Origin of the sequence: Pseudomonas danubii (genome assembly GCF_042980055.1) — a bacterium.
Taxonomy (GTDB): Bacteria; Pseudomonadota; Gammaproteobacteria; order Pseudomonadales; family Pseudomonadaceae; genus Aquipseudomonas; species Aquipseudomonas danubii.
In genome coordinates this window covers 1,930,258-1,954,874 of record NZ_CP116502.1, presented here as the reverse complement: position 1 = coordinate 1,954,874, position 24,617 = coordinate 1,930,258, and the positions used below count along the sequence as shown (strand labels likewise).

The window sequence follows — 24,617 nt, the reverse complement described above, 5'->3', positions numbered from 1 at the left end:
GCCACTGATATGCCCACTGCCCTCTACCGTTTGATCCTCGCCTGCCTGTTGCTGCTGCCCATGGCAGCCCAGGCCGGCGACGCCGAAGACTTCGTCGCCGGCAACTCCAGCGAACAGGCCCGGCTTCTGGAAAGCTGGGCCGCGCAGCCCGACCCGGCGCGCCTGGAACTGCTCATGGCCCTGCAACAAGGCCAACTGAGCATGGCCGGCGAAACCAAGCCCCTGCGCCTGAACAACCGCTTGCGGGGCCTGATCGACAGCGCCCTGGCCAGCCACCAACTGCTCGCCGCCGACGCCCAGAGCCGGCTGGCCGCCGCCCGCCAATTGCAGAAAAGCGCCAAGCCGGCGCAATTGAAATTCCTCGATGCCCAGCTCGCCGCCGAGCAAGACCCCGGCGTGCACGCCGCCCTGAGCCTGGCCCTGGCCAACCTGCAACTGGTGGACAGCGACCCGGCGGTGCGTCTGGCCGCCGTGCGCCTTTTGGGGGAAACCGGCGACCCACTGGCTCGCACCCGCCTCGAAGGCCTGCTGCAACCCGGGGTCGAGGCCGATGCCAATGTGCGCACCGCCGCCGAAACCAGCCTGGCCCAGGTCAAGCGCAAGCTGCTGGTGGGTGAAGTCCTCGGCCAGGCCTTCAGCGGTTTGTCCCTGGGTTCGATCCTGCTGCTGGCGGCCCTGGGCCTGGCCATCACCTTCGGCCTGCTGGGGGTGATCAACATGGCCCACGGCGAGATGCTGATGCTCGGCGCCTACGCCACCTACGTGGTGCAGCTGCTGTTCCAGCGCTACGCCCCACAAGCCATCGAGTACTACCCGCTGCTGGCACTGCCGGTGGCGTTCTTCGTCACCGCCGGGATCGGCATGGCCCTGGAGCGCACGGTGATCCGTCATCTGTATGGCCGGCCCCTGGAAACCCTGCTGGCCACCTGGGGCATCAGCCTGATGCTGATCCAACTGGTGCGCCTGCTGTTCGGCGCGCAGAACGTCGAGGTGGCGAACCCGGCCTGGCTCTCCGGCGGCATCCAGGTATTGCCCAATCTGGTACTGCCCTACAACCGCATCGTGATCATCGCCTTCGCGCTGTTCGTTGTCGTGCTCACCTGGCTGCTGCTGAACAGGACCCGCCTGGGCCTGAACGTGCGAGCAGTGACCCAGAACCGCAACATGGCCGCGTGCTGCGGCGTGCCCACCGGCCGCGTGGACATGCTCGCCTTCGGTCTCGGCTCGGGCATCGCCGGCCTTGGTGGCGTGGCCCTGAGCCAGGTCGGCAACGTTGGCCCGGACCTGGGCCAGAGCTACATCATCGACTCGTTCCTGGTGGTGGTGCTCGGCGGCGTCGGGCAACTGGCCGGCAGCGTGCTGGCGGCCTTTGGCCTGGGGGTGGCGAACAAGATCCTCGAACCGCAGATCGGCGCCGTACTGGGCAAGATCCTCATCCTGGCGCTGATCATTCTGTTCATCCAGAAACGCCCGCAAGGACTCTTCGCACTCAAAGGACGGGTGATCGACTGATGAATCAACCACTGCTCATTACCGCCACCCAGAAAGCCGGGCCCAAGGTCACGATCGCCGTCGGCGCGCTGCTGCTCCTGGTGCTGCTGGCCTTGCCGCTGTTGTCACTGCTGCCCGCGGACAACCCGCTGCAGGTCTCGGCCTACACCCTGACCCTGGTGGGCAAGATCCTCTGCTACGCCATTGTCGCCCTGGCCCTGGACCTGGTCTGGGGCTACGCCGGGCTGCTGTCCCTGGGCCACGGCCTGTTCTTCGCCCTGGGCGGCTACGCCATGGGCATGTACCTGATGCGCCAGGCAGCAGGCGACGGCCTGCCAGCGTTCATGACCTTCCTTTCGTGGAGCGAACTGCCCTGGTACTGGACCGGCACCAGCCACTTCCTCTGGGCCCTGTGCCTGGTGGTGCTGGCGCCGGGTCTCTTGGCCCTGGTGTTCGGTTTCTTCGCCTTCCGCTCGCGTATCAAGGGCGTGTACTTCTCGATCATGACCCAGGCCCTGACGTTTGCCGGGATGCTGCTGTTCTTCCGTAACGAGACCGGTTTTGGCGGCAACAACGGCTTCACCAATTTCCGCAGCATCCTGGGTTTTGGCATCACCGAACCCGGGACTCGCGCGGTGCTGTTCCTGGCCACGGTGCTGCTGCTGGTGGCCAGCCTGTACCTGGGCTGGCGCCTGGCCCGGAGCAAGTTCGGCCGGGTGCTGACCGCCCTGCGCGATGCCGAGAACCGCCTGATGTTCTGCGGCTACGACCCGCGTGGCTTCAAGCTGTTCGTCTGGGTCTTGAGCGCGGTGCTCTGTGGCTTGGCCGGGGCCCTGTATGTGCCCCAGGTGGGCATCATCAACCCCAGCGAGATGTCCCCCACCAACTCCATCGAGGCTGCCGTGTGGGTGGCCCTGGGCGGACGCGGCACGCTGATCGGACCGCTGCTGGGCGCCGGGCTGGTGAACGGCATGAAGAGCTGGTTCACCGTGGCCTTCCCCGAATACTGGCTGTTCTGCCTCGGCGCCCTGTTCATCGTGGTGACCCTGTACCTGCCCAAGGGCGTGATCGGCCTGCTGAAGAAACGAGGTGAACAATGAGAGTCACAGCCACCGCGGACTTCATGCTCGAACCCATTCTCGACGCCAACAAGGACGCCGGCGCCAGCCGCGACGCCATCGGCCTCGGACACGCCGCCGGCAAGGGCCTCAACACCCGCCACGGCACCCTCCTGACCCTGGAAGACATCAGCGTCAGCTTCGACGGTTTCAAGGCCCTCAACGACCTCAACCTGTACATCGGCGTCGGCGAGTTGCGCTGCATCATCGGCCCCAACGGCGCCGGCAAGACCACCCTGATGGACGTGATCACCGGCAAGACCCGCCCCACCCAGGGCAAGGCCTGGTTCGGCGAAACCCTGGACCTGACCCGGATGAGCGAAGTGCAGATCGCCCAGGCCGGGATCGGCCGCAAGTTCCAGAAGCCCACGGTGTTCGAGGCCCTGAGCGTGTTCGAGAACCTGGAGCTGGCGCAGAAGACCGACAAGTCGGTGTGGGCCAGCCTCGGGGCGCGCCTGAGCGGCGAACAGAAAGACCGCATCGCCCAGGTGCTGGAGACCATTCGCCTGAGCCCTTCGGCCCAGCGCCAGGCCGGCTTGCTGTCCCACGGCCAGAAGCAGTTCCTGGAGATCGGCATGCTGCTGATGCAGGACCCGCAACTGCTGTTGCTGGACGAGCCAGTGGCGGGCATGACCGACGCCGAGACCGAGTTCACCGCCGAGCTGTTCAAGACCCTGGCGGGCAAGCATTCGCTGATGGTGGTGGAGCACGACATGGGCTTTGTCGGCTCGATTGCCGACCACGTCACCGTGCTGCACCAGGGCAGCGTGCTGGCCGAAGGGTCGCTGGAGCAGGTGCAGGAAAACGAGCGGGTGATCGAGGTGTACCTCGGCCGCTGACCCAACCAACCACCTTTGTAGCCACTGCCGCAGGCTGCGATCGGCCTTGAAGAGGACGTGCTCTGCAAGGCCCATGAAGGTCCTGTGGACCTTGTCGCAGCCTGCGGCAGCGGCTACAGGTTTTTGAAGGAATCCGAACATGCTGCAAGTCGACCAGCTGCACCAATACTACGGCGGTAGCCACATCCTGCGCGGCCTGAGTTTCGAAGCCCGGATCGGCGAAGTCACCTGCCTGCTGGGACGCAACGGCGTGGGCAAGACCACCCTGCTCAAATGCCTGATGGGCCTGCTGCCGGTCAAGGAAGGCGCGGTCAACTGGGAGGGCCGGACCATCACCGGCTACAAGCCCCACCAGCGGGTCAACGCCGGGATCGCCTACGTGCCCCAGGGCCGGGAAATCTTCGGCCGCCTGAGCGTGGAGGAAAACCTGCTGATGGGCCTGTCCCGCTTCCCCGGCTCCCAGGCCAGGGAAGTGCCGGCCTTCATCTACGAACTGTTCCCGGTGCTGTTGCAGATGAAGCAGCGCCGTGGCGGCGACCTCTCCGGCGGCCAGCAGCAACAGCTGGCCATCGGTCGCGCCCTGGCCAGCCGCCCCCGGCTGCTGATCCTCGATGAGCCCACCGAAGGCATCCAGCCCTCGGTGATCAAGGAGATCGGCGCGGTGATCAAGCAACTCGCCGCCCGGGGCGATATGGCGATTGTGCTGGTGGAACAGTTCTACGACTTTGCCGCCGAACTGGCGGACCAGTACCTGGTGATGTCCCGGGGCGAAATCGTCCAGCAGGGCCGCGGGGAAAATATGCAGGCAGAAGGTGTACGCGGCCTGGTTACGATCTAATCTGTAGCTTCCTAACGATAACGACCCAGCATGAACTCACCTGCCGCCACCGCCCTGTTCACCCCCAGCTGGCACGCCGAGCTGGAACTGGCCTATGCCCGTTTCGGCGCCACCACGCGCCCGGTGCTGCGTCGCCACCTGGGCCCGCTGCGGGTGCAGAAGCACCTGTATGCCGAAGGCCCCGAGGTCTGCCAGCACATCATCGTCCACCCACCCGGCGGCATCGCCGGCGGCGACCGGCTGGCCATCAGTGCCCGGGTCGAGCGCGGCGCCTGGGCACAGCTGACCAGCCCCGGTGCCGCCAAGTGGTACCGCGCCACCGGTCCTGCCAGCCAGACCCTGAGGCTGCAAGTGGCGCCGGGGGCGACCCTGGAATGGCTGCCCCAGGAAACCATTGTCTTCAGCGCCGCCCAGGCCGAACTGACCACCCTGATCGAACTGCAAGGCGATGCCCGGCTGTTCTACTGGGATGTCGTGGCCCTGGGACGCCCGGCCAGTGGCGAGCGCTTCGAGCAAGGGCACTTCCAGGCTCACCTGGATATCCAGCGCGACGGCCGACCGCTCTGGCATGAGCGCCAGCGCATCAAAGGCGGCGACGGCCTGCTGGATTCCCCCATCGGCCTGGACGGCCAGCCAGTGTTCGCCACCTTGCTGGTGACCGGTGAAATCGACAGCCAACTGCTGGAGCGCTGCCGTGCCCTGGAACACCCGGTACGTGGCGATCTGAGCCAACTGCCGGGCCTGCTGGTGGCCCGCTGCCTGGCCAGTGAAGCCCTGCAGGCCCGGGCCTGGCTGATCGACCTGTGGCGCCTGCTGCGCCCGGCGTTGCTGGGCCGCGAGGCCGTGCCGCCGAGGATCTGGAACACCTGACGCCGACTCTTTTTTCAACTGCCCAACAACGGATTGATCACGATGGACCTGACCCCACGCGAAAAAGACAAGCTGCTGATCTTCACCGCCGGCCTGGTGGCCGAGCGGCGACTGGCTCGCGGCCTCAAGCTCAATTACCCGGAAGCCATGGCCTTTATTTCCGCGGCGCTGCTCGAAGGCGCCCGGGATGGCCAGACCGTGGCTGAACTGATGCACTACGGCACCACGCTGCTGAGCCGTGAACAGGTGATGGAAGGCATTCCGGAGATGATCCCGGAGATCCAGGTCGAGGCCACCTTCCCCGACGGCACCAAGCTGGTCACCGTCCACCAACCCATCGCCTGAGGCCGCGCCATGACCTATCGCATCCGCGACGCATTGCACGCCGACCTGCCGGCGATCCGCGACATCTACAACGACGCCGTGCTCAATACCACGGCGATCTGGAACGACTCGCCGGTGGACCTGGGCAACCGCCAGGCCTGGTTCAGCGCACGCCAGGCCCAGGGCTACCCGATCCTGGTGATCGTCAACGCCGAGGAGCAGGTGCTCGGCTACGCTTCCTTCGGCGACTGGCGACCCTTCGACGGCTTTCGCCACACCGTGGAACATTCGGTCTATGTCCGCCGCGACCAGCGCGGCAACGGCCTGGGTCCACAGCTGATGGCGGTGCTGCTGGAACGTGCCCGTGGCTGTGACAAGCACGTGATGGTGGCCGCCATCGAAAGCGCCAACGCCGCCTCGATCCGCCTGCATGAGCGCTTCGGTTTCATCAGTACCGGGCAGATGCCCCAGGTGGGCACCAAGTTCGGCCGCTGGCTGGACCTGACCTTCATGCAGCTGATTCTCAACCCTGGGGCACAACCGCCCGCCCCTCACAAGGAGTGACCTCTCGATGAACGCCGCCCAACTGCGCCGAGTCCATGGAGAAAGCTTTGCCCATTACCGTCAAGGATTGATCGACCTGCTGCTGGATTCGGTGCACCACGGCGCGTCCATCGGCTTCATGGCCGATCTGGACGACAGCCAGGCCCGGGATTACCTCGGCAGCGTGCAGGCAGGCGTCGAGGACGGCAGCCTGATGCTGTGGGTGGTGGTTCACGATGAGAAGGTCCTGGCCAGCGTGCAACTGGCGCTGTGCATGAAGGCCAATGGGCGCAACCGCGCCGAGGTGCAAAAGCTCCAGGTGCTACACAGCGCCCGGCGCCGCGGCCTGGGCCAGCAACTGATGAACGCCCTGGAGCAGGCCGCCCGCCAGCACAAGCGCGGGCTGCTGTACCTGGACACTGAGGCAGGGTCGGCGGCCGAGGACTTCTACCGCTCACTGGGCTACACCCGGGTTGGCGAGCTGCCCAACTACTGCCAGAGCCCGGACGGCACCTACACCCCCACCGCCATCTACTTCAAGACCCTGGGACAACCCCTATGATTCCTGGCCAATACCAGATCCAGCCCGGCGAGATCGAACTCAATGCCGGGCGCCGCACCTTGACCCTCAGCGTGGCCAACAGTGGCGACCGACCGATCCAGGTCGGCTCCCACTATCACTTTTTCGAAACCAACGACGCCCTGACCTTCGACCGCGCCGCCAGCCGCGGCATGCGCCTGAACATCGCCGCCGGCACCGCGGTGCGCTTCGAACCGGGACAGACCCGGGAAGTGGAACTGGTGGATCTGGCCGGCAAGCGCCGGGTGTTCGGTTTTGCCGGACGCATCATGGGCGACCTCTGATCCCTCGCCCCCACGCACATAGGAGCCAGCTTGCTGGCGAATGCGGTCTTTCGGGCCCCTTCGCCGGCAAGCCGGCTCCTACAAGACCTGTTTCTGTAAGGAGCTGCGATGAAGATTTCCCGTGAGGCCTACGCCGATATGTTCGGCCCTACCGTGGGCGACAAGGTGCGGCTGGCCGATACCGAGCTGTGGATCGAAGTGGAGCAGGACTTCACCACCTACGGCGAAGAAGTGAAGTTCGGCGGCGGCAAGGTGATCCGCGACGGCATGGGCCAGAGCCAGCTGCTGGCGTGCGATGTGGTGGACACCCTGATCACCAACGCGCTGATCATCGATCACTGGGGCATCGTCAAGGCTGACGTCGGCTTGAAGGACGGGCGCATCGCCGCCATCGGCAAGGCCGGCAATCCGGATATCCAGCCCGATGTGACCATCGCCATCGGCGCCAGCACCGAGGTCATCGCCGGTGAAGGCATGATCCTCACCGCTGGCGGCGTCGACACCCATATCCACTTCATCTGCCCGCAGCAGATCGAAGAGGCGCTGATGAGCGGCGTCACCACCATGATCGGCGGCGGCACCGGGCCGGCCACCGGAACCAACGCCACCACCTGCACCTCCGGGCCTTGGCACATGGCGCGCATGCTCCAGGCCGCGGACGCCTTCCCGATGAACATCGGTTTTACCGGCAAGGGCAACGCCAGCCTGCCGGAGCCCTTGATCGAACAGGTCAAGGCGGGGGCCATCGGCCTCAAGCTGCACGAGGACTGGGGCAGCACCCCGGCCAGTATCGACAACTGCCTGAGCGTGGCCGATGAGTACGACGTGCAGGTGGCGATCCACACCGACACGCTGAACGAATCCGGCTTCGTCGAAACCACCCTCGGCGCCTTCAAGGGCCGGACCATCCACACCTACCACACCGAAGGTGCCGGCGGCGGCCATGCCCCGGACATCATCAAGGCCTGTGGCTTCGCCAATGTGCTGCCCAGCTCGACCAACCCGACCCGGCCCTTCACCCGCAACACCATCGACGAGCACCTGGACATGCTCATGGTCTGCCACCACCTGGACCCGAGCATCGCCGAGGACGTGGCTTTTGCCGAGAGCCGCATCCGCCGCGAGACCATCGCCGCCGAGGACATCCTCCATGACCTGGGCGCGTTCTCGATGATCAGCTCCGACAGCCAGGCCATGGGCCGGGTCGGCGAGGTGGTGACCCGCACCTGGCAGACCGCCGACAAGATGCACCGCCAGCGCGGCCCGCTGCCGGGCGACGGCCCGGGCAACAGCAACTTCCGGGTCAAGCGCTACATCGCCAAGTACACCATCAACCCGGCCATCACCCACGGCATCAGCCATGAGGTGGGCTCCATCGAAGTGGGCAAGTGGGCCGACCTGGTGCTCTGGCGCCCGGCCTTTTTCGGGGTCAAGCCGACCCTGATCCTCAAGGGCGGGGCCATTGCCGCTAGCCTGATGGGCGACGCCAATGCCTCGATCCCGACCCCGCAACCGGTGCACTACCGACCGATGTTCGCAAGCTTCGGCGGCAGTCGCCACGCCACCAGCCTGACCTTTATCAGCCAGGCCGCACTGGACGCCGGCGTACCGGAGCAATTGGGGCTGAAGAAGCGCATCGCCGTGGTCAAGGGCTGTCGCACCGTGCAAAAGAGCGACCTGATCCACAATGACTACCTGCCGAACATCGAGGTCGACCCGCAGACCTATCAGGTCAAGGCCGATGGTGTGCTGCTGTGGTGTGAACCGGCGGATGTGCTGCCCATGGCCCAGCGTTACTTCCTGTTCTGAGGCGTGCCCGGCCACTGGGCAGGCGCGATGTTGAAGCCGTGGATAAGGCGCTAAGATGCGTGTCGGTTTTCCACTCTCTGCCCAATAAGGTGCCCGGCTATGCGCCTGTCCGATTTCATCGTGCAGCACGTTGATCGAATCGTTGATGAATGGGAACAATTTGCCAGGACCCTGGCCGCGGACACTCTGACCCGCAGCGACCTGCGGGATCACGCCACCTCGATCCTGCTGGCGGCCGCCCGGGACATGCGCATCACCCAGAGCCCGGGTGAACAGCTGGCCAAGGCCAGGGGCGAAGGCCCGGAGAAATCCCCCAGTCTGGATGCGGCCGCCGCCAGCCATGGCGAACTGCGCCATCACGTGGGTTTCGATCTGGTGCAGATGACGTCCGAGTTCCGCCACCTGCGGGCCTGTGTGATCCGCCTGTGGGTCGCCAGCCTGGTAACCCCGGACCTGGAACACCTGCAGGACATGATCCGTTTCAACGAAGCCATCGACGAAGCCCTGGCCGAGTCCACCTGCGCCTATGCCGAGCAGGTCAGCCGCTCACGGGACATCTTCCTGGCGATTCTCGGCCACGACCTGCGGGCACCGTTGCAGGCGGTGAGCATGTCCACCGAGATGCTGGCGCGCAAAGTGCCGCTGGATGGCGACGCCCAGGCCTTTGTCTCACGCATCAAGACCGGCACCCGACACATGGGCGCCATGGTCAGCGATTTGCTGGAGTTCGTCCGCAGTCGCCTGGGCAACGGCCTGCCCATCGACCCCGCGCCCATGGACCTGGCCAGCGCCGCCAAGGCGGCCATGGACGAAGCCTGCGCCGGACAGCCCGATTGCACTCCGTTACTGAGCTTCGAGGGTGACAGCCATGGCATCTGGGACCGGGGACGTATCGAACAGATGCTGCAGAACCTGATCGGCAACGCCCTGCAACACGGCAGCAACCGCCGTACCGTGACCGTGACCATTACCGGCGGTGCGGAACAGGTGCTGTTGACCGTGCACAATTACGGCACGCCGATTCCCAAGGAAGCCCTGGGCACCCTGTTCGATCCTTTGGTACGCAGTGCCGATGAGGAACTGGGCAGCACCAGCACCAGCCTTGGCCTGGGGTTGTTCATCGTCAAGGAAGTGGTGACCGCGCACCAAGGCAGCATCGAGGTCAGCTCCAACGAAAGCGACGGCACCACCTTCACCGTCACCCTGCCGCGGGTCTCCCGCGCCTGAGGCTCGCTATAACTGCTGCTGCCCTCTGTAGCCGCTGCTGAGCGCCAGCGAAGCTGCGAACGAGGACGCAGTCCTCGCAACCTGCTTTTTCCTGACACCCCGCATCTGCCTGTTTTTACGGCCGCTGCACGCCCGGTCGCAGCCTCGCTGGCGCTCGGCAGCGGCTACAGGTCATCAGTCCAGCAGCAGGCGGCCCAGGCGCTGCTTGAGCATCTGGTTCTCCGCCCGCAGTTGCCGCACCTCGTCCAGCAGGTCCAACGCCAGGGCGACGCCTTCCCACTCCAGGTCCAGGTCGCGGCGCAACTTCGCCGCGCGTTTGGCCAGGGCCAGTTCGACATCATTGAAGCGCCAGTCCTTGGGCGCCGTCCCCTGAGGTTCGAGGATGCCGTGTTCGACGATTTCGATCACGTAGGCCGCCGACAGGTCGGCCACTTCACAGAACTCTTCCATGTCCAGCTGAACGATCAGGGTGCTCATGATCAGCGCCTCCTAGTGTCGAATCAGAAATTTTCCCGAGGGTCGAACGCGGCCTTCTTCGCCAGTTCCTGCCACAACGCCTTGACGTCGTCGCCGGTCTGCTTGGGCATCACCGCCTTGAGCTGGACGAACAGGTAGCCACGCTGGCCGGCCTTGTTCAGCAGGCCATGCCCCTTGGCGCGCATGCGCTGGCCGTTCTGGCTGCCGGCCGGGACCTTGAGATTGATCTTGCCGGTCAGGGTCGGCACCGCCACCTCGGTGCCCAACGCCAGCTCCCAAGGGGCCAGCGGCAGGGTGATGATCAGGTTTTCACCTTCGACATCGAATTTCGGATGGGGCGCAAAACGAATGGTCAGGTACAGGTCGCCATTGGCCCCGCCGCCCACGCCCGGCGCGCCCTGGCCCTTGAGGCGGATACGCTCGCCGTCGGTAACCCCGGCCGGAATCTTCACGTTCAGGCTTTTGCTGGTATTGCTGACGTGCTGCCCGTTGGCGTTGTATTGCGGCACCTGGAAGCTGATCTTCTTCGACTCGTTCGACAGGGTTTCTTCAAGAAAGATCGGCAGTTCCATTTCCACATCCTGTCCACGACGACCGCTGCTGCGGCGCTGCTCCGGGCCGCCGAATCCTGGCCCCCGGTTACCAAAGATCGAACTGAAGAAGTCCGAGAAGTCCCCACCGTCGCCGCCACCAAAGCCGCCACGGCTCTGCCAGCCCGGTGGCCCCTGGAACGGCTGGCCGTGCTGGCCGTACTTGCGCAGGTCGTCGTACTCGGCGCGCTTGTCGGCGCTTTTCAGCGCTTCATAGGCTTCCGAGGCATCCTTGAACTTGGCCTCGGCATCCTTTTCCTTACTGACGTCGGGGTGGTATTTGCGCGCCAGCTTGCGATAGGCGGCCTTGATCGCCTTGTCGTCCGCCGTCGGCTCCACGCCGAGAATCTTGTAATAGTCTTTGAAGTCCATCGAGGGAATCACCATCCGTTATCAAAGTCGCGCGGCGTGCAGCACAGCATGCTCGGTCTGGCAGCATGAGAATTGATCAATCTCAATCCTCTGACTGAACGGCGCATCAGAAGTTTATCGGCAGCCGCGGGCGGATCTTGTGATCCCTGGTGGCTGCTCGGCCCATGCCTGCAAGTTTGGGGGTCAAGGATAGTCTTTCAAGGCACGACAGGGGGTGATTTAGCAGATAGTCGGCCTTTGCAACGCGCGAGGACTGGCGTACGCTTCGCGGCCGTTTTTTTCACCGGATCCAAAGACATGAACAACGCCACCCCGGCCCGTGCCTGCGGCATTGACTTCGGTACCTCCAACTCCACCGTCGGCTGGCTGCGCCCCGGCGAGGAGACGCTGATCGCCCTGGAGGACGACAAGATCACCCTGCCTTCGGTGGTGTTCTTCAATATCGAGGAGCGCCGTCCGGTGTACGGCCGCCTGGCGTTGCACGAATACCTGGAAGGCTACGAAGGCCGGCTGATGCGCTCGCTGAAGAGCCTGCTGGGCTCCAAGCTGATCAAGCACGACACCAGCGTGCTGGGCACCGCGATGCCGTTCAAGGACCTCTTGGGGCTGTTCATCGGCCAGCTGAAAAGCCGCGCCGAAGCCACCGCCGGTCGGGAATTCGAGCAAGTGGTACTGGGCCGCCCGGTGTTCTTCGTCGATGACGATGCCGCCGCCGACCAGGAAGCCGAAGACACCCTGGTGGAAGTGGCGCGCAAGATCGGCTTCAAGGAAGTGTCCTTCCAGTACGAACCCATCGCCGCGGCCTTCGACTACGAATCCACCATCGAACGCGAAGAGCTGGTGCTGATCGTCGACATCGGCGGTGGTACTTCGGACTTTTCCCTGGTGCGCCTGTCCCCCGAGCGCCGTGGCGTCGACAACCGTCACGACGACATCCTCGCCACTGGCGGCGTGCACGTCGGCGGTACCGACTTCGACAAGCAACTGAGCCTGCAGGGCGTGATGCCACTGTTCGGCTACGGCAGCCGGATGAAGAGCGGCGCCTACATGCCCACCAGCCACCACATGAACCTGGCGACCTGGCACACCATCAACTCGGTGTACTCGCAAAAGTCCCAGCTGGCCCTGGGCAGCATGCGCTACGACATCGAGGACACCGGCGGCATCGACCGTCTGTTCAAGCTGATCGAACAGCGCGCCGGGCACTGGCTGGCCATGGAAGTGGAAGAAACCAAGATCCAGCTGACCCACGCCGAGAACCGCCTGGTGGCCCTGGACCGCATCGAGCGCGACCTCAGCGTCGACCTGAGCCGGGCCCTGTTCGAATCCTCCATCGACGGTTTGCTGGAGCGCATCCGCACCAGCGTCACCCAACTGTTGAGCGATGCCAATGTGGGTGTGGCCCAGGTCGACACGGTGTTCTTCACCGGCGGTTCCAGCGGTATTCCGGCGCTGCGCCAGAGCGTGGCGGCCATGCTGCCCAACGCCCGGCATGTGGAAGGCAATATCTTCGGCAGCATCGGCAGCGGTCTGGCCATCGAGGCCAAGAAGCGTTACGGCTGAAACCGCCTCGCCGGCAGCCGGCTCCTACAGACCGTTGTAGGAGCCGGCTGGCCGGCGACCTAGATTCAAACCAATCCCGCCAGCTTCAACTCGCTCTTCAAGTACGCGTAATAGATCGGCCCCGCCACCACCCCGGGCAGGCCGAAGGCGGCCTCGAACACCAGCATCGCCAGCAGTAGCTCCCAGGACTTGGCACTGATCTGCCCGCCAACGATCCGCGCGTTGAGGAAGTATTCCAGCTTGTGGATAAAGATCAGGTAGCCCAGCGCCGCCACCGCCACCCAGATCGACAGCGACAGGCCGACGATGGTGATCAGGGTGTTGGAGATCAGGTTGCCGATCACCGGCAGCAGGCCCAGCAGGAAGGTCAGCACGATCAGGGTCTTGGTCAGCGGCAGCTTGACCCCGAACAGCGGCAGGATCAGCGCCAGGAAGATCCCGGTGAAAAAGGTGTTGAGCAGGGAGATCTTGATCTGGGCGAAGACGATGTTGCGAAACGCCTGGACCAGCAGGTGCAGGCGGTCGAACAGCGCCGCTGCCAGGGGCTTGCGCTTGGTCAGGTCGGGGATGCGCTGCAAGGCGATGATCGCCCCCAGAACCATGCCGATCAGCAAGGTCACGAACATGTGCGCCGCATCCTTGCCCACCAGTTGCAACTCGCTCAGGTGCTTGCTGGCCCAGGCGCCGATGGCGGTCTGGAACTCGGCCGCACTGGCCGGCAGGTAGGAATCGAGGAACGGCGGCAACTGGCCGCGGGCCTTGTCCACCACCACCATGAACTTGCCCAGCGAAGCGCCGGGGTTCTCCGCTTCATGCAACAGGAAACTGATGGCTCCGGCGAACAGCAGGGTCAGCAGACTGACCACCAGCGTGCCCAGCAGGGCCACCGCCAGCCAGCGCGCACGCCGACCTTCGATCAGCCGCTGCAGTTGCGGGGTGAGCATGTTGACCAGCTCGAACACCAAGAGACCGGCCAGCAGGCTGGGCAACAGACGCATGGGCAAGGCCAGCAACAGGCCACCGAAGATGATGATCCAACTGATGAACAACAGATGACGCTGTGAAAACGCTGGCATAAAGCCTCAAGACAAACAGCGGGAAAAGACCGGCAGTCTGCCAGCCTTCACCCCGGAGGAATAGTGGCAGGCGCCCCAAGGGCATGGGCTTACATGGGTACTTGAGTCTTGTGACAGGCGAAGGTTCAGTCGCTTTTGGCCTGAGGCACCGGGGCTGAAAGGTCGGGCAGCGGCACGTTGTAACCGCAGTAATGCAGGTGAGTCAGGGTCAGGCGCTTGTCGGGGTAGTCATCGCCCCATCTCAGGTTCTGGTCGTAGCGCGATTTGACATGGGCACAGAACCCTTGAAGATCGGCCCGGGCCTTGGCCAGCAGCGGTGCCGGCAATGGGTTGATCTTCAGGCTCTGGAAGAACGGCAGGATGAACACCTGATCCAGGTCGTAGCCCTTGCTTCCCAAGGGCAGGCGCTGGCCGGCATGCACGTAGAACGGCTGCTGCAGGCCGCTCTCCTGCTCCCAGCACCAGTACTTGACCTTGTCTTCGAGAATGCCCACTGCGGTCCCTTCCCAGCGCTCGTAGGCGCGCAGGCATTGATAGCCCTGCACAGTCACCCACTGCAGGCTGCTGGGCTTGACTCCGCTATGGGAAGGCAGCGCCTGCCTGGCCAGCAGATCATCCAGAAAGGCCTGGCGGGGATACAGCAGCCCATCCGCGCGACCATCGAGAAAGCTGTTGACCCGCATGTACAGTGCCGCAGCCGTCACCTCGGTAGTGCCGTAGGAGAAGGTTCCGGAGGTGCCGACCGACAGCGCGTCACGGCCCTTTTCATAGTCAAAGCCGCCGGTGACGGTGCCACACGGCGCATGCCGATAAGGCTCGGGCAGGTCGAAGGAGTAACGCTGCATCAGGGTGACCCGCTTCGCCCCCTCCTGGCACAGCATGCGGGAATCCAGACGAGCATTTTCATAGACCAGGGGTGGGCCGCCGCACGCCGGCAGCACCCCACAGGTCAGAACGATCAGCGCTATCTGTGCAGCCTTCATTGCGAGCCCAGTAATTTGTCGTTGCCGTGCTGATCGATCAAGGTCGGGACGATGTACTTGTTGCTGTTCTTGAAGGTCTCTTGCAACCCGCTGCTGGCTCCGCCACAAATGTCCTTGGCCACACACAAGTAGTTGGAGTGAGGACTGTCCGCGGCCAACAGCTTGCCTGACGTAGCCGCGGCCCCGAAGAATCGGGCAACCGTATCGGACGAGCGCCACGCATTGAGCCCCAGCAAGTCGGACACCGTATCGGTCACCGGCAACGTATTGAAGAACATGCTCGAGGTCGGCCGGTTGACCTGGAAGAACGCCCCTTCACTGATGTCGAACCCGGCATTCTTGGCCGCCTGGAAGAAGTCCGTCGAAGCGACGGGCGCGCCCGACAGCTGGATGCTACCCGCATTGCCATTGGCATTGAAGTTGAGTCCGGCAATGGCCCGGTACGTCAGCAAGCCGCCCTGGCTGTGGCCGAATACATCCAGCTTGTTGCCCTGGTCGAGCCCGGCGCCGAGGAAATCATTGAGCTGCCGGGCGTTCCCTGAACGCACGGCACCGCCGAGCATCACATCCCACAAGGACTCCACCAGGTCACCCAGGAAGCCATGCTCAGGGTTATAGGCCTGGATGAAGCTGTCCTTGCCGGTCTGCATGCCGCCGTTGACCAGCGCCGCATCCAGCGAGTTCTGGATCCCGTTGGTGAACACCGCTGCGTTACCGTCGGGTGTCAGCAAGTTCTGCAAACTGTTGCGTGTGGCGTCCACATCCAGGACCGGCTTGCCCGATTCCGGGTCGATAAAGACTTTTCCATTGGCATCCTTTTTGTACTCCATCTGCACACGATAGAAGCTCATGTCCCCCGTGAGCAGCGCCGGGACTTGGGTAACCACGCCACCATGACTGACGACGCCCGGTATTACGCCGCCGGTGTAGAAGGCCGACTCGTCCATGGCTTTCTGCAGGAAGCCCGGTATCCAGGCCAAAGGCGCCAGCGCCGGGTTGTCGGCCAGGGCCTTGTCCGCGGCCTGGGTCAGATCGCCGTACTGGGTGAACGCTGCGGACGCATTCTTGCCATAGTCCTTGATCCCCTGGGCCCATTGATTGAGGGTCTGCAACGGATGGCTCACCGCGTCCAGGGACGACTGGGACACATACAGATCGGTACGCTTTTCCTTGTCCTTGGTGATCTCGTAGGCCCGTGACGGATCACGGTTCAGGCCCGCCGTGGAGTCGGCGCCGGTCTTGGCGTCGTTGCGCACGGTGATGGTGCCCGCGCCCACCGTGGCGCGCACTTCCTGTTCACGCTCCTTGCGGTAGTCATAGCCGCTGACACTCCAGCCCGAAGCCCCGGTCTTGCCCTTGCCTTCCTGGCTTTTGTCATTGGTGAAGGCCACCTCCTTGCCGCCGGTGGACTTGGCGCCGTCGCCGCCGCCCCAGCCAAAGGTGCCGCCCGCGTTGACGTAGTAGCTGTGCTCCTTGTCCTGGCCGGAGATATCGCGGAAGCCCAGGGTGCCGGTGTCCAGCTTGAGGTTGCCGTTGTCGGCGGCGACCAGCGCGCCATCGAGCTGGGTGTGCTTCTCGGTGCGGATGTCGACACCGTTCTTGCCGGTGATGCTGGTCTGCTCCTGGACCCAGTTGGTCGTGCCGGTGGTCTTGCCCACGCCCAGGGAACCGCTGACGCTGCCACCGCCGCCCAGGCCGATGCTCACGGTGACGCTGGCATCCAGTTCCTTGCCGCTGACCTTGCCGGTGTCCGGCACCGAGGACACGGTCAGGTCGCCGCCCACCCGGCCGATGACTTCTCCGCCGCGCAGGGTGGCGCCGGCAATGGTCGTGTCCTTGCCGCTGCTGAAACGCAGCTGGTCGCCGGCCACCAGGTTGGCGTTCTGTTGCCGCTGGTTGTCCCGGTCCAGTTGGCCCTTGCCCATGTCGACGCTGGCATAGACCGAGATGAAGTCCTTGCCACCCACCGCCAGGCCCACTTCGCCTCCGCCGCTGTGACGGCTGGACTCGCTGCTGGAATCGTTCTGCGCAGCGCGGATGGTCAGGTCGTTACCGGCCCCCAGGTCGATATCGCGCCCGGCCTGGACCTGGGTTCCGATCAGGGTCAGGTTGTTGCGCGCCTCAAGGCTGACGTCGCGCCCGGCGAGGAACACCGACGGAGTATTGGTGCCCTGGCTCATCTGCTCGCTGGCCACACCGTTGCTACCACCGATACCGGCACGGGCGCTGCCGCCGCCGCTCTGGCCGTTGATGCCGCCCTGGCTGCGGGCGCTCTTGCTCTCTTCGGAAATCGAGCCGCGGGCCACATCCACATTGATGTCGCGCCCCACCAGGGTAATGTCGCGCCCGGCGTCGAACTGACCGCCACGAATGTTGATGTCATTGCCGGCCACGGCGCTGATATCCCGTCCGGCACCGAGGCTGGCTGGGCTGTTGCTGTGCACTTCCTGGCGCGAACTGCTGGACTGGCTGGCCGTGCCGAAGTGGGTCGCGGTGGTCGGGCCCGAGGTGAACTGGTTGATCGCATCCACGGTGCTCAGCACGCTGGAGGCCTTGCTGGTGTTGTCCTCGCCTTTGCCGGTGCCCTTGATCGCATCCATGGTGTTGCCGTAGTTGTGGCTGACGTTGACCGTCAGACCATTGCGGTCACGGCTCTTGCTGCGTTCCTCGATCGAGGTTTGCTTGCCGGCATCGATGCTGATATCGCGCCCGGCCTGCAGGTTGATATCGCGCCCGGCATCCACCCGCGAGCCTTCCAGGGTCAGGTCACGCCCGGCCTTGATGGTTGCATCCTGCCCGGCCAGCAACTGGCTCGGCGCCACTGTCTGCTCGGCATTGCGCGACTTCTGCTTGAGGGCTTCGCTGCCCAGGAACGCGGTGACGCCGTTACGATCGCTCTCCAGGGACAGCCCCACATGCTTCTCGGATTTCCAGTTGCTCTGGTCCGAACTGTTGCTGCCGGCCAGCACGTTGACGTCGCGGCCCGCCCCCACGTTGAGGTTGCGCTCGGCCGCCGCCGTGCTGCCGATCATGTTGACGTCGCGGGCCGCCTGCAGGGTGGTGTCACGCCCGCCGCTGACCACGCTGCCAACGCTCTGGGACTGGGTGTTTTCCTGCCCCGACTTCTTCGCCGAGGCAATCGAAGTGAAGCTGCCGGAACTGGAAAGCCCCACCTTGCTCTTGTACTTCTCGCTCTGGCTGCTGGAGGTGTTGGCCGCATCCATCAGGTTGATGTCGCCGTTCTTGTCGATCAGCCCGGCGCGCACTTCGGCATCGCGCTTGGCCTCGATGGAGCTGGCCGAAAGGTTGACGTTGGTCCCTGCGATCACCACCGCGTCATTGCCGGCACTCAGCTCGCTGCCCACCTGGGTGGTGCTGCTGGAGGTGCGGCTGTTGCCGCTTTTGTTCAGGCCGAAGCTGCCTTTCTTCTTCTGGCTGTAGGCGCTGTCCTGCTGCTCCTGGGCCGACACCACACTGACATCCCGGGTGGCGCCCACCAGCAGGTCGTTGCCGGCCTTGAGCTGGCTGCCGACCACAGTGACGTCGCGCCCGCCGTTGAGGCTGATGCGGCCGTCCTGGTCCTGGCTGACGTTGACCATCAGGTCGTGCCCGGCGCTGATCTCGGAGGCCACGTTGGTGGTCGAGGAGTCGGCGCTCTGGGTGGTCTTGCTCTTGCCCCAGGAACCTTTCTTCTTCTGGTAGGAAGTCGAGGACTGCTCGTCCTGGGCCGAGGCGATGACGATGTCGCGCTTGGCGTTGAGGGACAGGTCATGGCCGGCATCAACCTTGCTCGCCACCACCGCCAGGTCGCGCCCGGCATTGAGTTGCAGGTTGCCGCCGGTGGTCACGCTGGAGCCCAGGGTCTGCACCGTGTCGTGGGTCACCAGGCCGCGACGGATCGCGCTCTGGGTGAAGGTATGGTCCTGCACCGCCAGTAAATCGATGTCACGACCAGCGCTGAGCTTGGCATCCCCGGCGCTGGCGAGCTGACCGAGGTTGCTCAGGTCGCGGCCGGCGCTGAGGTCGAGCTGCTGGCGCGCGGTGATCTGGCTGCCCTGGTCAAGGATGGTGCGACTGCCCGAGCCGTAGCCGACGGCCACCGCGGTGCGGTCGTTGATGATGTCGCCCTTGATTGAAGTGACGCTGACCTGATTGCCGCGAATCTCCCCGGCCAGGGCGTTGCGCACGCTGTCCTGGGCCATCAGGCTGACCCGCTCGTTGGCTTCGATCAGGCCACCCTGGTACAGGCTGCCGCCGGCATTCACGCTCAGGTCGTTGCTGGCCCGCAGGGTGCCGACGTTGCTCAGGTCGCCACCGGCGATCAGGGTCATGTCGCGCCCCTGCACCAGGCTGCCGCCGCGCAGGTTGCGGGTTTCCGCCTGGGCCAGGTACAGCACCGGCACCAGCACCTTCTCGCCCTGCACTTCGCGGGTTTCCATCCACACGATGTCGTGGGTCAGCGAGGCCACCTGGGCCGGGGTCAGGGACACGCCGACGCTGAGCTGCAACTGGTCCTTGGAAGCGATGGCGTTGTCCATCAGATAGCGATACTGGTCGTAATCACTGGTCAGCCCCGCCGCGAGGAAGCGCTGCCCGGTCTGGGCCAGCACCGCATCGCGGATCAAGCGGGTTTCATACAGGCCGTCGCCCAGCCGGCGCCAGGTCTGGTCGGTGTTGTAGTTGAGGTGGCCGAGCATGTAGTCCGAACTCATGAAGCGCGACAGGTCGGTGAAGGTCGGGTTGGTCTCGATCAGGTAGCGGCCCTGGGGATTCTGGCTCTTGACGAACAGGCCGTACTCGCCCTGGGGTACGCGGAAACTCGACAGAGAAGTCGGGTCCACGGCAGCGAACGGTACGCCGGAGAAGTCCACCGGCACGAAGCTGACTTGGGTAGTGCCGTCGGCGGCGACCTTTTCGATGCGCTGCACATCCTTGGCCACCTGATTGGCAGCGGCGGAGCTTTGCGCGTTGACTGTAATCACCTGGCCGCCCACCTGGGCCAGGTTGTTCTGGAGCGTCTGCCCGGTGAGCTGGGCGCGGCTCTGTTCGGTCTGCACGCCGTTCTCGATAGTGCCGCTGACCTGCAGGTGCAGGCGCTGGCCGGCCTGCAAGGTGGAAGCGTAGGCAGTCTGGGTGCCCGGAGTGATCACCGTGTGGCTGGCGGGTTCGTAGATCGGGTACTGGGTCACCTCTGTCGGCAACGGGTCCTGCTGGCCCGGCGCGCGATTGGCGTTGGCAGCGTTCCAGGCGAGGGTCGCCCGCTCCGCGGCGCGGAACGCGCCCTGGGAAACCCCATGCAGGAAATAGCTGATGCTGTCGACCCGCTTGTCCAGGGTCAGGCCGCGGTTGTAGAGATTGTTGGCCGTAATGGAAACATCGCGGTTGGCGGCGATCAGGCTCTGGTCGTTCTCCACCGTGTCGGCATTGATGGTCAGGTCACGGTTGGACACCAGGCGGGCACCGGCGGAGTGCTCGCCCATGGTGCCTTCATAGGTGGTGTTAACGATGTAAGTGGCGGTGTGGTGATCGCCGGAACAGTCGGTGCAATTGATCACGATGTTGCGCTGGGTGATGGTTTCGCCGACCTGGTACTTGTCCATGGCGTTTTGCAGCAACGCCACGTTGAGGTTCATGTCGCCCTCGCTTTCGATGGTCCCGGAGCGGTTGCTCAGCAGGGCCGCGCGGCCACCGTCGAGGGCGGCAAAACTGAGGTTGCCGGCGCTGTAGAGATCGCCATAACTGTTGCTCAGAGTATTGCCCCGCAGGAGCATGTCGCCGCCGCTGTAGATCAGGGTGTCGGCCGAGGTGGTGATGCCGTTACCGGAGCGCAGTTGCATCTGCCCCAGGGCCCCGAGGGTGCCGCGGTTGTTGATCTGCGCCGCGGACACATAGAGATTCTGGCTGGCGATCAGGCGCCCCAGGTTGTCCAGGGTGCCGCGCAGGTTCAGTTCGCTGTCGCCGCCACTGGCGATACGACCGCCGTACTGGTTGAGGTCGCCGGCCCCCACCGTGAGCTTGCCCCGGGACGACAGCAGGCCGCTGTTGTTCAGGTTGCCCCCCAGGTCCAGGGTCAGGTAACCGTCACTGGCCAGCTCCCCGGCGTTGTTCAGGGTCGCCGCGCCCACTCGCAGGCCGCTGGCGCTGGCGATGCGGTCGCCGGCATTCAGGTTGAGGTCGCCCCCGGTGCTCAGGTCCAGCGTACCGTTGAGTTGCATCAGACCGCTGCGATCCACCGCAGCCACATCCCAGTCGCCACGGCCCAGGCCGGTGATCCGTCCCTGGAAGCCGGACAGCGCCCCCAGGTCCAGTTTGAACAAGCCGCTGCCGGCGTGCTCGATGCTGCCGCCGATGTTGTTCAGCTGTCCGGCATTCAGGGCAAAGGCGCTGGAGCCCAGGGCCAGGGTGCCGCCCTGGTTGTTCAGCACGCCGCCCAGGGTAATCCGGCTTTGCTCGCCAGCCAGTGCCCGTACCCGGCCCCCGGCGCTGTTGTCCAGGTTGCCGCCCACCAGCAGCAGTGAGTTGCCCGACTCCAGCAGCCCGCCCTGGTTGTAGAGGTTGGCCGCCACGTTCAAGTCCAACTGCCGGGCGCTGACTTCGCCGCCAAAGCGGTTGTCCAGGGTCTGCCCGGTGCTGCTGAGCAGGCCATTGGCGTAGAGCTTGCCCGCCTGGTTGGTGAGGCGATCGACCACCAGCTTGAGCGCTCCGGCCTGGCTGCTGATCAGTCCGGCCTTGCCGTTCAGGGCACTGTTATCCACAGCCCCGGCAGTGACTCCCAGGGTCGCGCCCTGCAGGGTGCCTCCACGGTTGTCCAGAGTGCCTTGGCCCAGCGCCACTTCGCCGTGGCCGTCCTTGGCCAGGATCATCCCTTGGGCGTTGTTCAGGCCGCCGGCCACCAGGTTCAAACCGTCGCTGCCGGCCAGCAGTTGTCCCTGGCGGTTATCCAGGGCTGTACCCGCAACCTCCAGGCGCTTGCCCTTGAGGGTGCCGCCCTGGTTGTCCAATTGCCCGCCCTGGGTCACCCGCAGCGCCTGTTCACCGGCGTCGATGACCCCGGCGTTGTTGTTCAGTGCGCCGTGGTTGAGCTTCAGATCCAGCGCCCCCTGGCTGGCCACCACCGCGCCCTTCGCGCTGTTGTCGAGGCCGGAGGTATCGAGCCCGACGCTGCGGCCCAGCAGCACACCGCCACTGTTGTTCAGTTGACCGCCGTTGATCTGCAGGTGCCCATCGCTTTGCAGGCGCCCCTGGCTGTTGAGCAGTTGCCCCGGTGCCGCGCCGTCAGCCGTCAAGGTCAACTGCAGGCCATCGCTGCCGGCCGCCAGCAGGCCCGACGCCTGGTTGTCCAGACGCTGGGTGCTGACGGTCAACTGATCACCGGCCAATTGCCCACCACGGTTATCCAGCAGGCCGGTGTTGGTCAGCAGCAAGTGATTGCCCACCACCACACCGCTCTGGTTGTTCAGGCTGCCCGAGACGATCTGCACGTCACCGGTCTTGGCCTGCAGGTGGCCCAGGGCATTGTTCAGGTGCTGCTTGACCGTCAGCGTGAGCTTGCCGGTCTCGGCGCTCAACACCCCGGCCTGGTTCTGGCTGAGGCTGTCGAGGTTGGCGCTCAGCACGTTGCCGATGACCTGGCCCTGGTTGTTCGCCAGGTCCCGGGCGTCCAGCAGCAGGTTGTCCTTGCCCTGCAGCAGGCCGCTCTGGTTGTCGATGTCCGCGGTGTGCAGCTCCAGCGCGTCGGCGGTGAGAGTGCCGCCCTGGTTGCCGAGCTTGCCGCTGCTGTTGAGGGTCAGTTGCGGGGCGATCAGGGTACCGCCGCGGTTGTCCACACTGCCGGCCTTGAGGTTCAGCAGCGAAGTGGCCTGCAACTTGCCATCGGCATTGGCCAGGTCCTGATCGAGGCTCACTTGCAGTGCGCCCTTCTCGGCGCTGATCAGGCCCTTCTGGCTGTTATCCAGGCGCTTGCCGGTCACCTTGATCTGGTCCGCCAGCAGCTTGCCGCCCTGATTGAGCAACTCCCCACCCTGGGTTTCCAGCAGGGTCTGGGCCTGAAGCCGGCCGCCATTGTTGTTCAACTGCTCGCTGACCTTGAACGTGGCGCTGCCCTGGCTGGCCCCGATCAGGCCCTGCTGGTTGTCCAGCCGCTGGGCGCTGATCGCAACCTGGTCGGCGACCATCGAACCCTTCTGGTTACTGACCTCACGGGCGTTGAGGGTCAGGTCGGCACCCGCCACTTCCAGGCGTCCGCCGTTGTTGTTCAGGCTGTCGAGGGTCAGGGTTGCCGCCTGCCGGTCGCCAAAGCGGATCAGGCCTTCCAGGTTGGCAATGGCCGGGGTGGTAAGCACCAGCTCATTGTGCGCCAGCACTCGGGCCTGCCCGCCCTGGTTGACCAGGCGTGCGGCCTTGACCTCGACCTTGGGCCCCTGGATCACGCCGTTCTGGTTGCTCAGGGTCTGCCGCGCGGTCAGTTGCAGAGAGCGGCTGGCCAGCACATCGCCGCGGTTTTCCAGGTTGTCGGCGTTCAGCTTGACCACGCCTTGATCGTTGCGGCTGTTGTCGCTGTTGACCCCGGCCTCGATGATGCCGTGGTTGACCAGTTGCCCGGTGTCCACCACCCGCACCTGATCCCGGGCCGCCAGACTGGTGCCCACCTCGATCTGCTCCTTGGCCTGCAGGGTCGCTTCGGTCCCGGCATAGGCCTTGCCCTTGAGGTCGATGCTCTGGGCCTTGATCGCGATCGCCTGGTTGGCGCCCATGCCGGCCACCGTGACCTTGCCGTTGGCATCGATCTGGATGTCACCGGTGCTGGCCGCCATCTCCCCCGACATGTTCACACCCACGCCCTTCTCTGTGCCCACCAGACGGATGGCCCCGGCGTACATGCCTCCCAGGGCCGCACTGTCGATGGCCAGTTCCGGCTTGGCACTGGCATCGGCGTCCCGGGCGGTGACGCTCAGGTCATCGGCCTTGACGTCGTTGCGCCCGGTGATGACGTTGAGGTTCTTGGCATACAGGTTGGCGTTGAGCTTGGTGCTGCGGGTGATCAGGTCGAACTGATCGATATTGCTGGCGTTGAGGCCGGCACCTTCAATGCTGATATCGCCGCCATCGACCTGGAAGCGATCGAGCTTCTGACCCTCGATAATCGGCTTGCCGGTGGTCAGGGTGGCGCGCGGGGTGTTGATGAAGCCGCAACCGTTGCAGGTAATGCCATGGGGGTTGGCGACGATCACTCGGGCAGCCTGACCGGCCACCTCGGTGTACCCCGCCAGCTTGCTGCGGTTGCTGCCGGTGACTTCGTTGAGGATGACCTGCGCCGCCTGCCCCTTGAGGTTGGGGTTGCCGATGATGTAGCCGCCCAGCTGGGTGCTCTGGGTCGAGCCGGTGGCGTTATTGAGGATCAGGCCGTTACTGCCGACGTTGTATTCGCTGAACTTGTTGTGGGACAAGCCGCTGCCATTGGCCGCATTGATGTTGACGATGGGGACGCCGTTGCCCGCCGCGCCGATGCTGGCATTGCCCCCGGCGGCCGGGTCCAGGGCCAGGCCGGCGGCGACGCTGATGATCGGATTGAGAAACAGGATCCCCGACAACGACAGGGCAATGCATTGGGCAAAGGGCTTGCGTACGTCCATA

At 64.8% G+C, this 24,617-nt stretch carries 17 protein-coding genes; 12 read left to right on the top strand and 5 right to left on the bottom strand.

Annotated features, from left to right (window positions below):
- Nucleotides 1-9 precede the first annotated feature (9 nt).
- From urtB to PFZ56_RS09005, 11 genes are all read left to right on the top strand, one after another.
- A complete protein-coding gene (gene urtB / locus PFZ56_RS09055) occupies nucleotides 10-1,512 on the top strand; it encodes an urea ABC transporter permease subunit UrtB (protein WP_102881970.1) in 1,503 nt (500 codons plus the stop codon).
- Nucleotides 1,512-2,591, top strand: coding sequence for an urea ABC transporter permease subunit UrtC (urtC, locus tag PFZ56_RS09050; RefSeq protein WP_110595462.1), 1,080 nt, complete (start codon nucleotides 1,512-1,514; stop codon nucleotides 2,589-2,591). Before urtB ends, urtC begins: the two co-directional genes overlap by 1 nt.
- Nucleotides 2,588-3,448, top strand: coding sequence for an urea ABC transporter ATP-binding protein UrtD (urtD, locus tag PFZ56_RS09045; protein WP_102881972.1), 861 nt, complete (start codon nucleotides 2,588-2,590; stop codon nucleotides 3,446-3,448). Before urtC ends, urtD begins: the two co-directional genes overlap by 4 nt.
- A gap of 139 nt (nucleotides 3,449-3,587) precedes the next feature.
- Nucleotides 3,588-4,286: an urea ABC transporter ATP-binding subunit UrtE gene (urtE, locus tag PFZ56_RS09040; protein WP_102862963.1), complete on the top strand. Its 699-nt coding sequence runs from the start codon at nucleotides 3,588-3,590 to the stop codon at nucleotides 4,284-4,286.
- 30 nt (nucleotides 4,287-4,316) lie between these two features.
- Entirely contained in the window at nucleotides 4,317-5,156 is an 840-nt protein-coding gene (locus PFZ56_RS09035; RefSeq protein WP_102881973.1) for an urease accessory protein UreD, read from the top strand.
- Between the two features lie 42 nt (nucleotides 5,157-5,198).
- Nucleotides 5,199-5,501 carry an urease subunit gamma gene (locus tag PFZ56_RS09030; RefSeq protein ID WP_102881974.1) on the top strand — a complete coding sequence of 101 codons (303 nt, stop codon included), beginning with the start codon at nucleotides 5,199-5,201 and terminating at the stop codon, nucleotides 5,499-5,501.
- A gap of 9 nt (nucleotides 5,502-5,510) precedes the next feature.
- On the top strand, nucleotides 5,511-6,044 hold the full coding sequence (locus PFZ56_RS09025; RefSeq protein ID WP_102881975.1) for a GNAT family N-acetyltransferase: 534 nt from the start codon (nucleotides 5,511-5,513) through the stop codon (nucleotides 6,042-6,044).
- Between the two features lie 7 nt (nucleotides 6,045-6,051).
- A complete protein-coding gene (locus PFZ56_RS09020; RefSeq protein WP_110650910.1) occupies nucleotides 6,052-6,585 on the top strand; it encodes a GNAT family N-acetyltransferase in 534 nt (177 codons plus the stop codon).
- A complete protein-coding gene (locus tag PFZ56_RS09015) occupies nucleotides 6,582-6,887 on the top strand; it encodes an urease subunit beta (protein WP_102862959.1) in 306 nt (101 codons plus the stop codon). Before PFZ56_RS09020 ends, PFZ56_RS09015 begins: the two co-directional genes overlap by 4 nt.
- A gap of 108 nt (nucleotides 6,888-6,995) precedes the next feature.
- Entirely contained in the window at nucleotides 6,996-8,696 is a 1,701-nt protein-coding gene (ureC, locus tag PFZ56_RS09010; protein ID WP_102881977.1) for an urease subunit alpha, read from the top strand.
- A 99-nt stretch (nucleotides 8,697-8,795) separates the two neighbouring features.
- Nucleotides 8,796-9,923: a sensor histidine kinase KdpD gene (locus PFZ56_RS09005; protein ID WP_102862957.1), complete on the top strand. Its 1,128-nt coding sequence runs from the start codon at nucleotides 8,796-8,798 to the stop codon at nucleotides 9,921-9,923.
- A 174-nt stretch (nucleotides 9,924-10,097) separates the two neighbouring features.
- On the opposite strand, the gene PFZ56_RS09000 is transcribed toward PFZ56_RS09005, so the two are convergent.
- Together PFZ56_RS09000 and PFZ56_RS08995 are read right to left on the bottom strand one after the other, a co-directional pair.
- Nucleotides 10,098-10,400: a chaperone modulator CbpM gene (locus PFZ56_RS09000; protein WP_102862956.1), complete on the bottom strand. Its 303-nt coding sequence runs from the start codon at nucleotides 10,398-10,400 to the stop codon at nucleotides 10,098-10,100.
- Between the two features lie 23 nt (nucleotides 10,401-10,423).
- Complete coding sequence (locus PFZ56_RS08995) at nucleotides 10,424-11,362, bottom strand: DnaJ C-terminal domain-containing protein (protein ID WP_102882200.1); 939 nt, start codon at nucleotides 11,360-11,362, stop codon at nucleotides 10,424-10,426.
- Nucleotides 11,363-11,659: 297 nt separating this feature from the next.
- On the opposite strand from PFZ56_RS08995, the gene PFZ56_RS08990 reads away from it, so the two are divergent.
- Nucleotides 11,660-12,925: an Hsp70 family protein gene (locus tag PFZ56_RS08990; RefSeq protein ID WP_102862955.1), complete on the top strand. Its 1,266-nt coding sequence runs from the start codon at nucleotides 11,660-11,662 to the stop codon at nucleotides 12,923-12,925.
- 65 nt (nucleotides 12,926-12,990) lie between these two features.
- On the opposite strand, the gene PFZ56_RS08985 is transcribed toward PFZ56_RS08990, so the two are convergent.
- The 3 genes from PFZ56_RS08985 to PFZ56_RS08975 all read right to left on the bottom strand — a co-directional run bounded on the left by PFZ56_RS08985 (nucleotide 12,991) and on the right by PFZ56_RS08975 (nucleotide 24,616).
- Nucleotides 12,991-14,001, bottom strand: a complete 1,011-nt coding sequence (locus tag PFZ56_RS08985) for an AI-2E family transporter (protein WP_102881980.1) — start codon at nucleotides 13,999-14,001, stop codon at nucleotides 12,991-12,993.
- Nucleotides 14,002-14,126: 125 nt separating this feature from the next.
- Complete coding sequence (locus tag PFZ56_RS08980; protein ID WP_110650912.1) at nucleotides 14,127-14,984, bottom strand: hypothetical protein; 858 nt, start codon at nucleotides 14,982-14,984, stop codon at nucleotides 14,127-14,129.
- Nucleotides 14,981-24,616: a hemagglutinin repeat-containing protein gene (locus tag PFZ56_RS08975; RefSeq protein WP_170001566.1), complete on the bottom strand. Its 9,636-nt coding sequence runs from the start codon at nucleotides 24,614-24,616 to the stop codon at nucleotides 14,981-14,983. The genes PFZ56_RS08980 and PFZ56_RS08975 overlap by 4 nt, the downstream gene beginning before the upstream one ends.
- Nucleotide 24,617 lies beyond the last annotated feature (1 nt).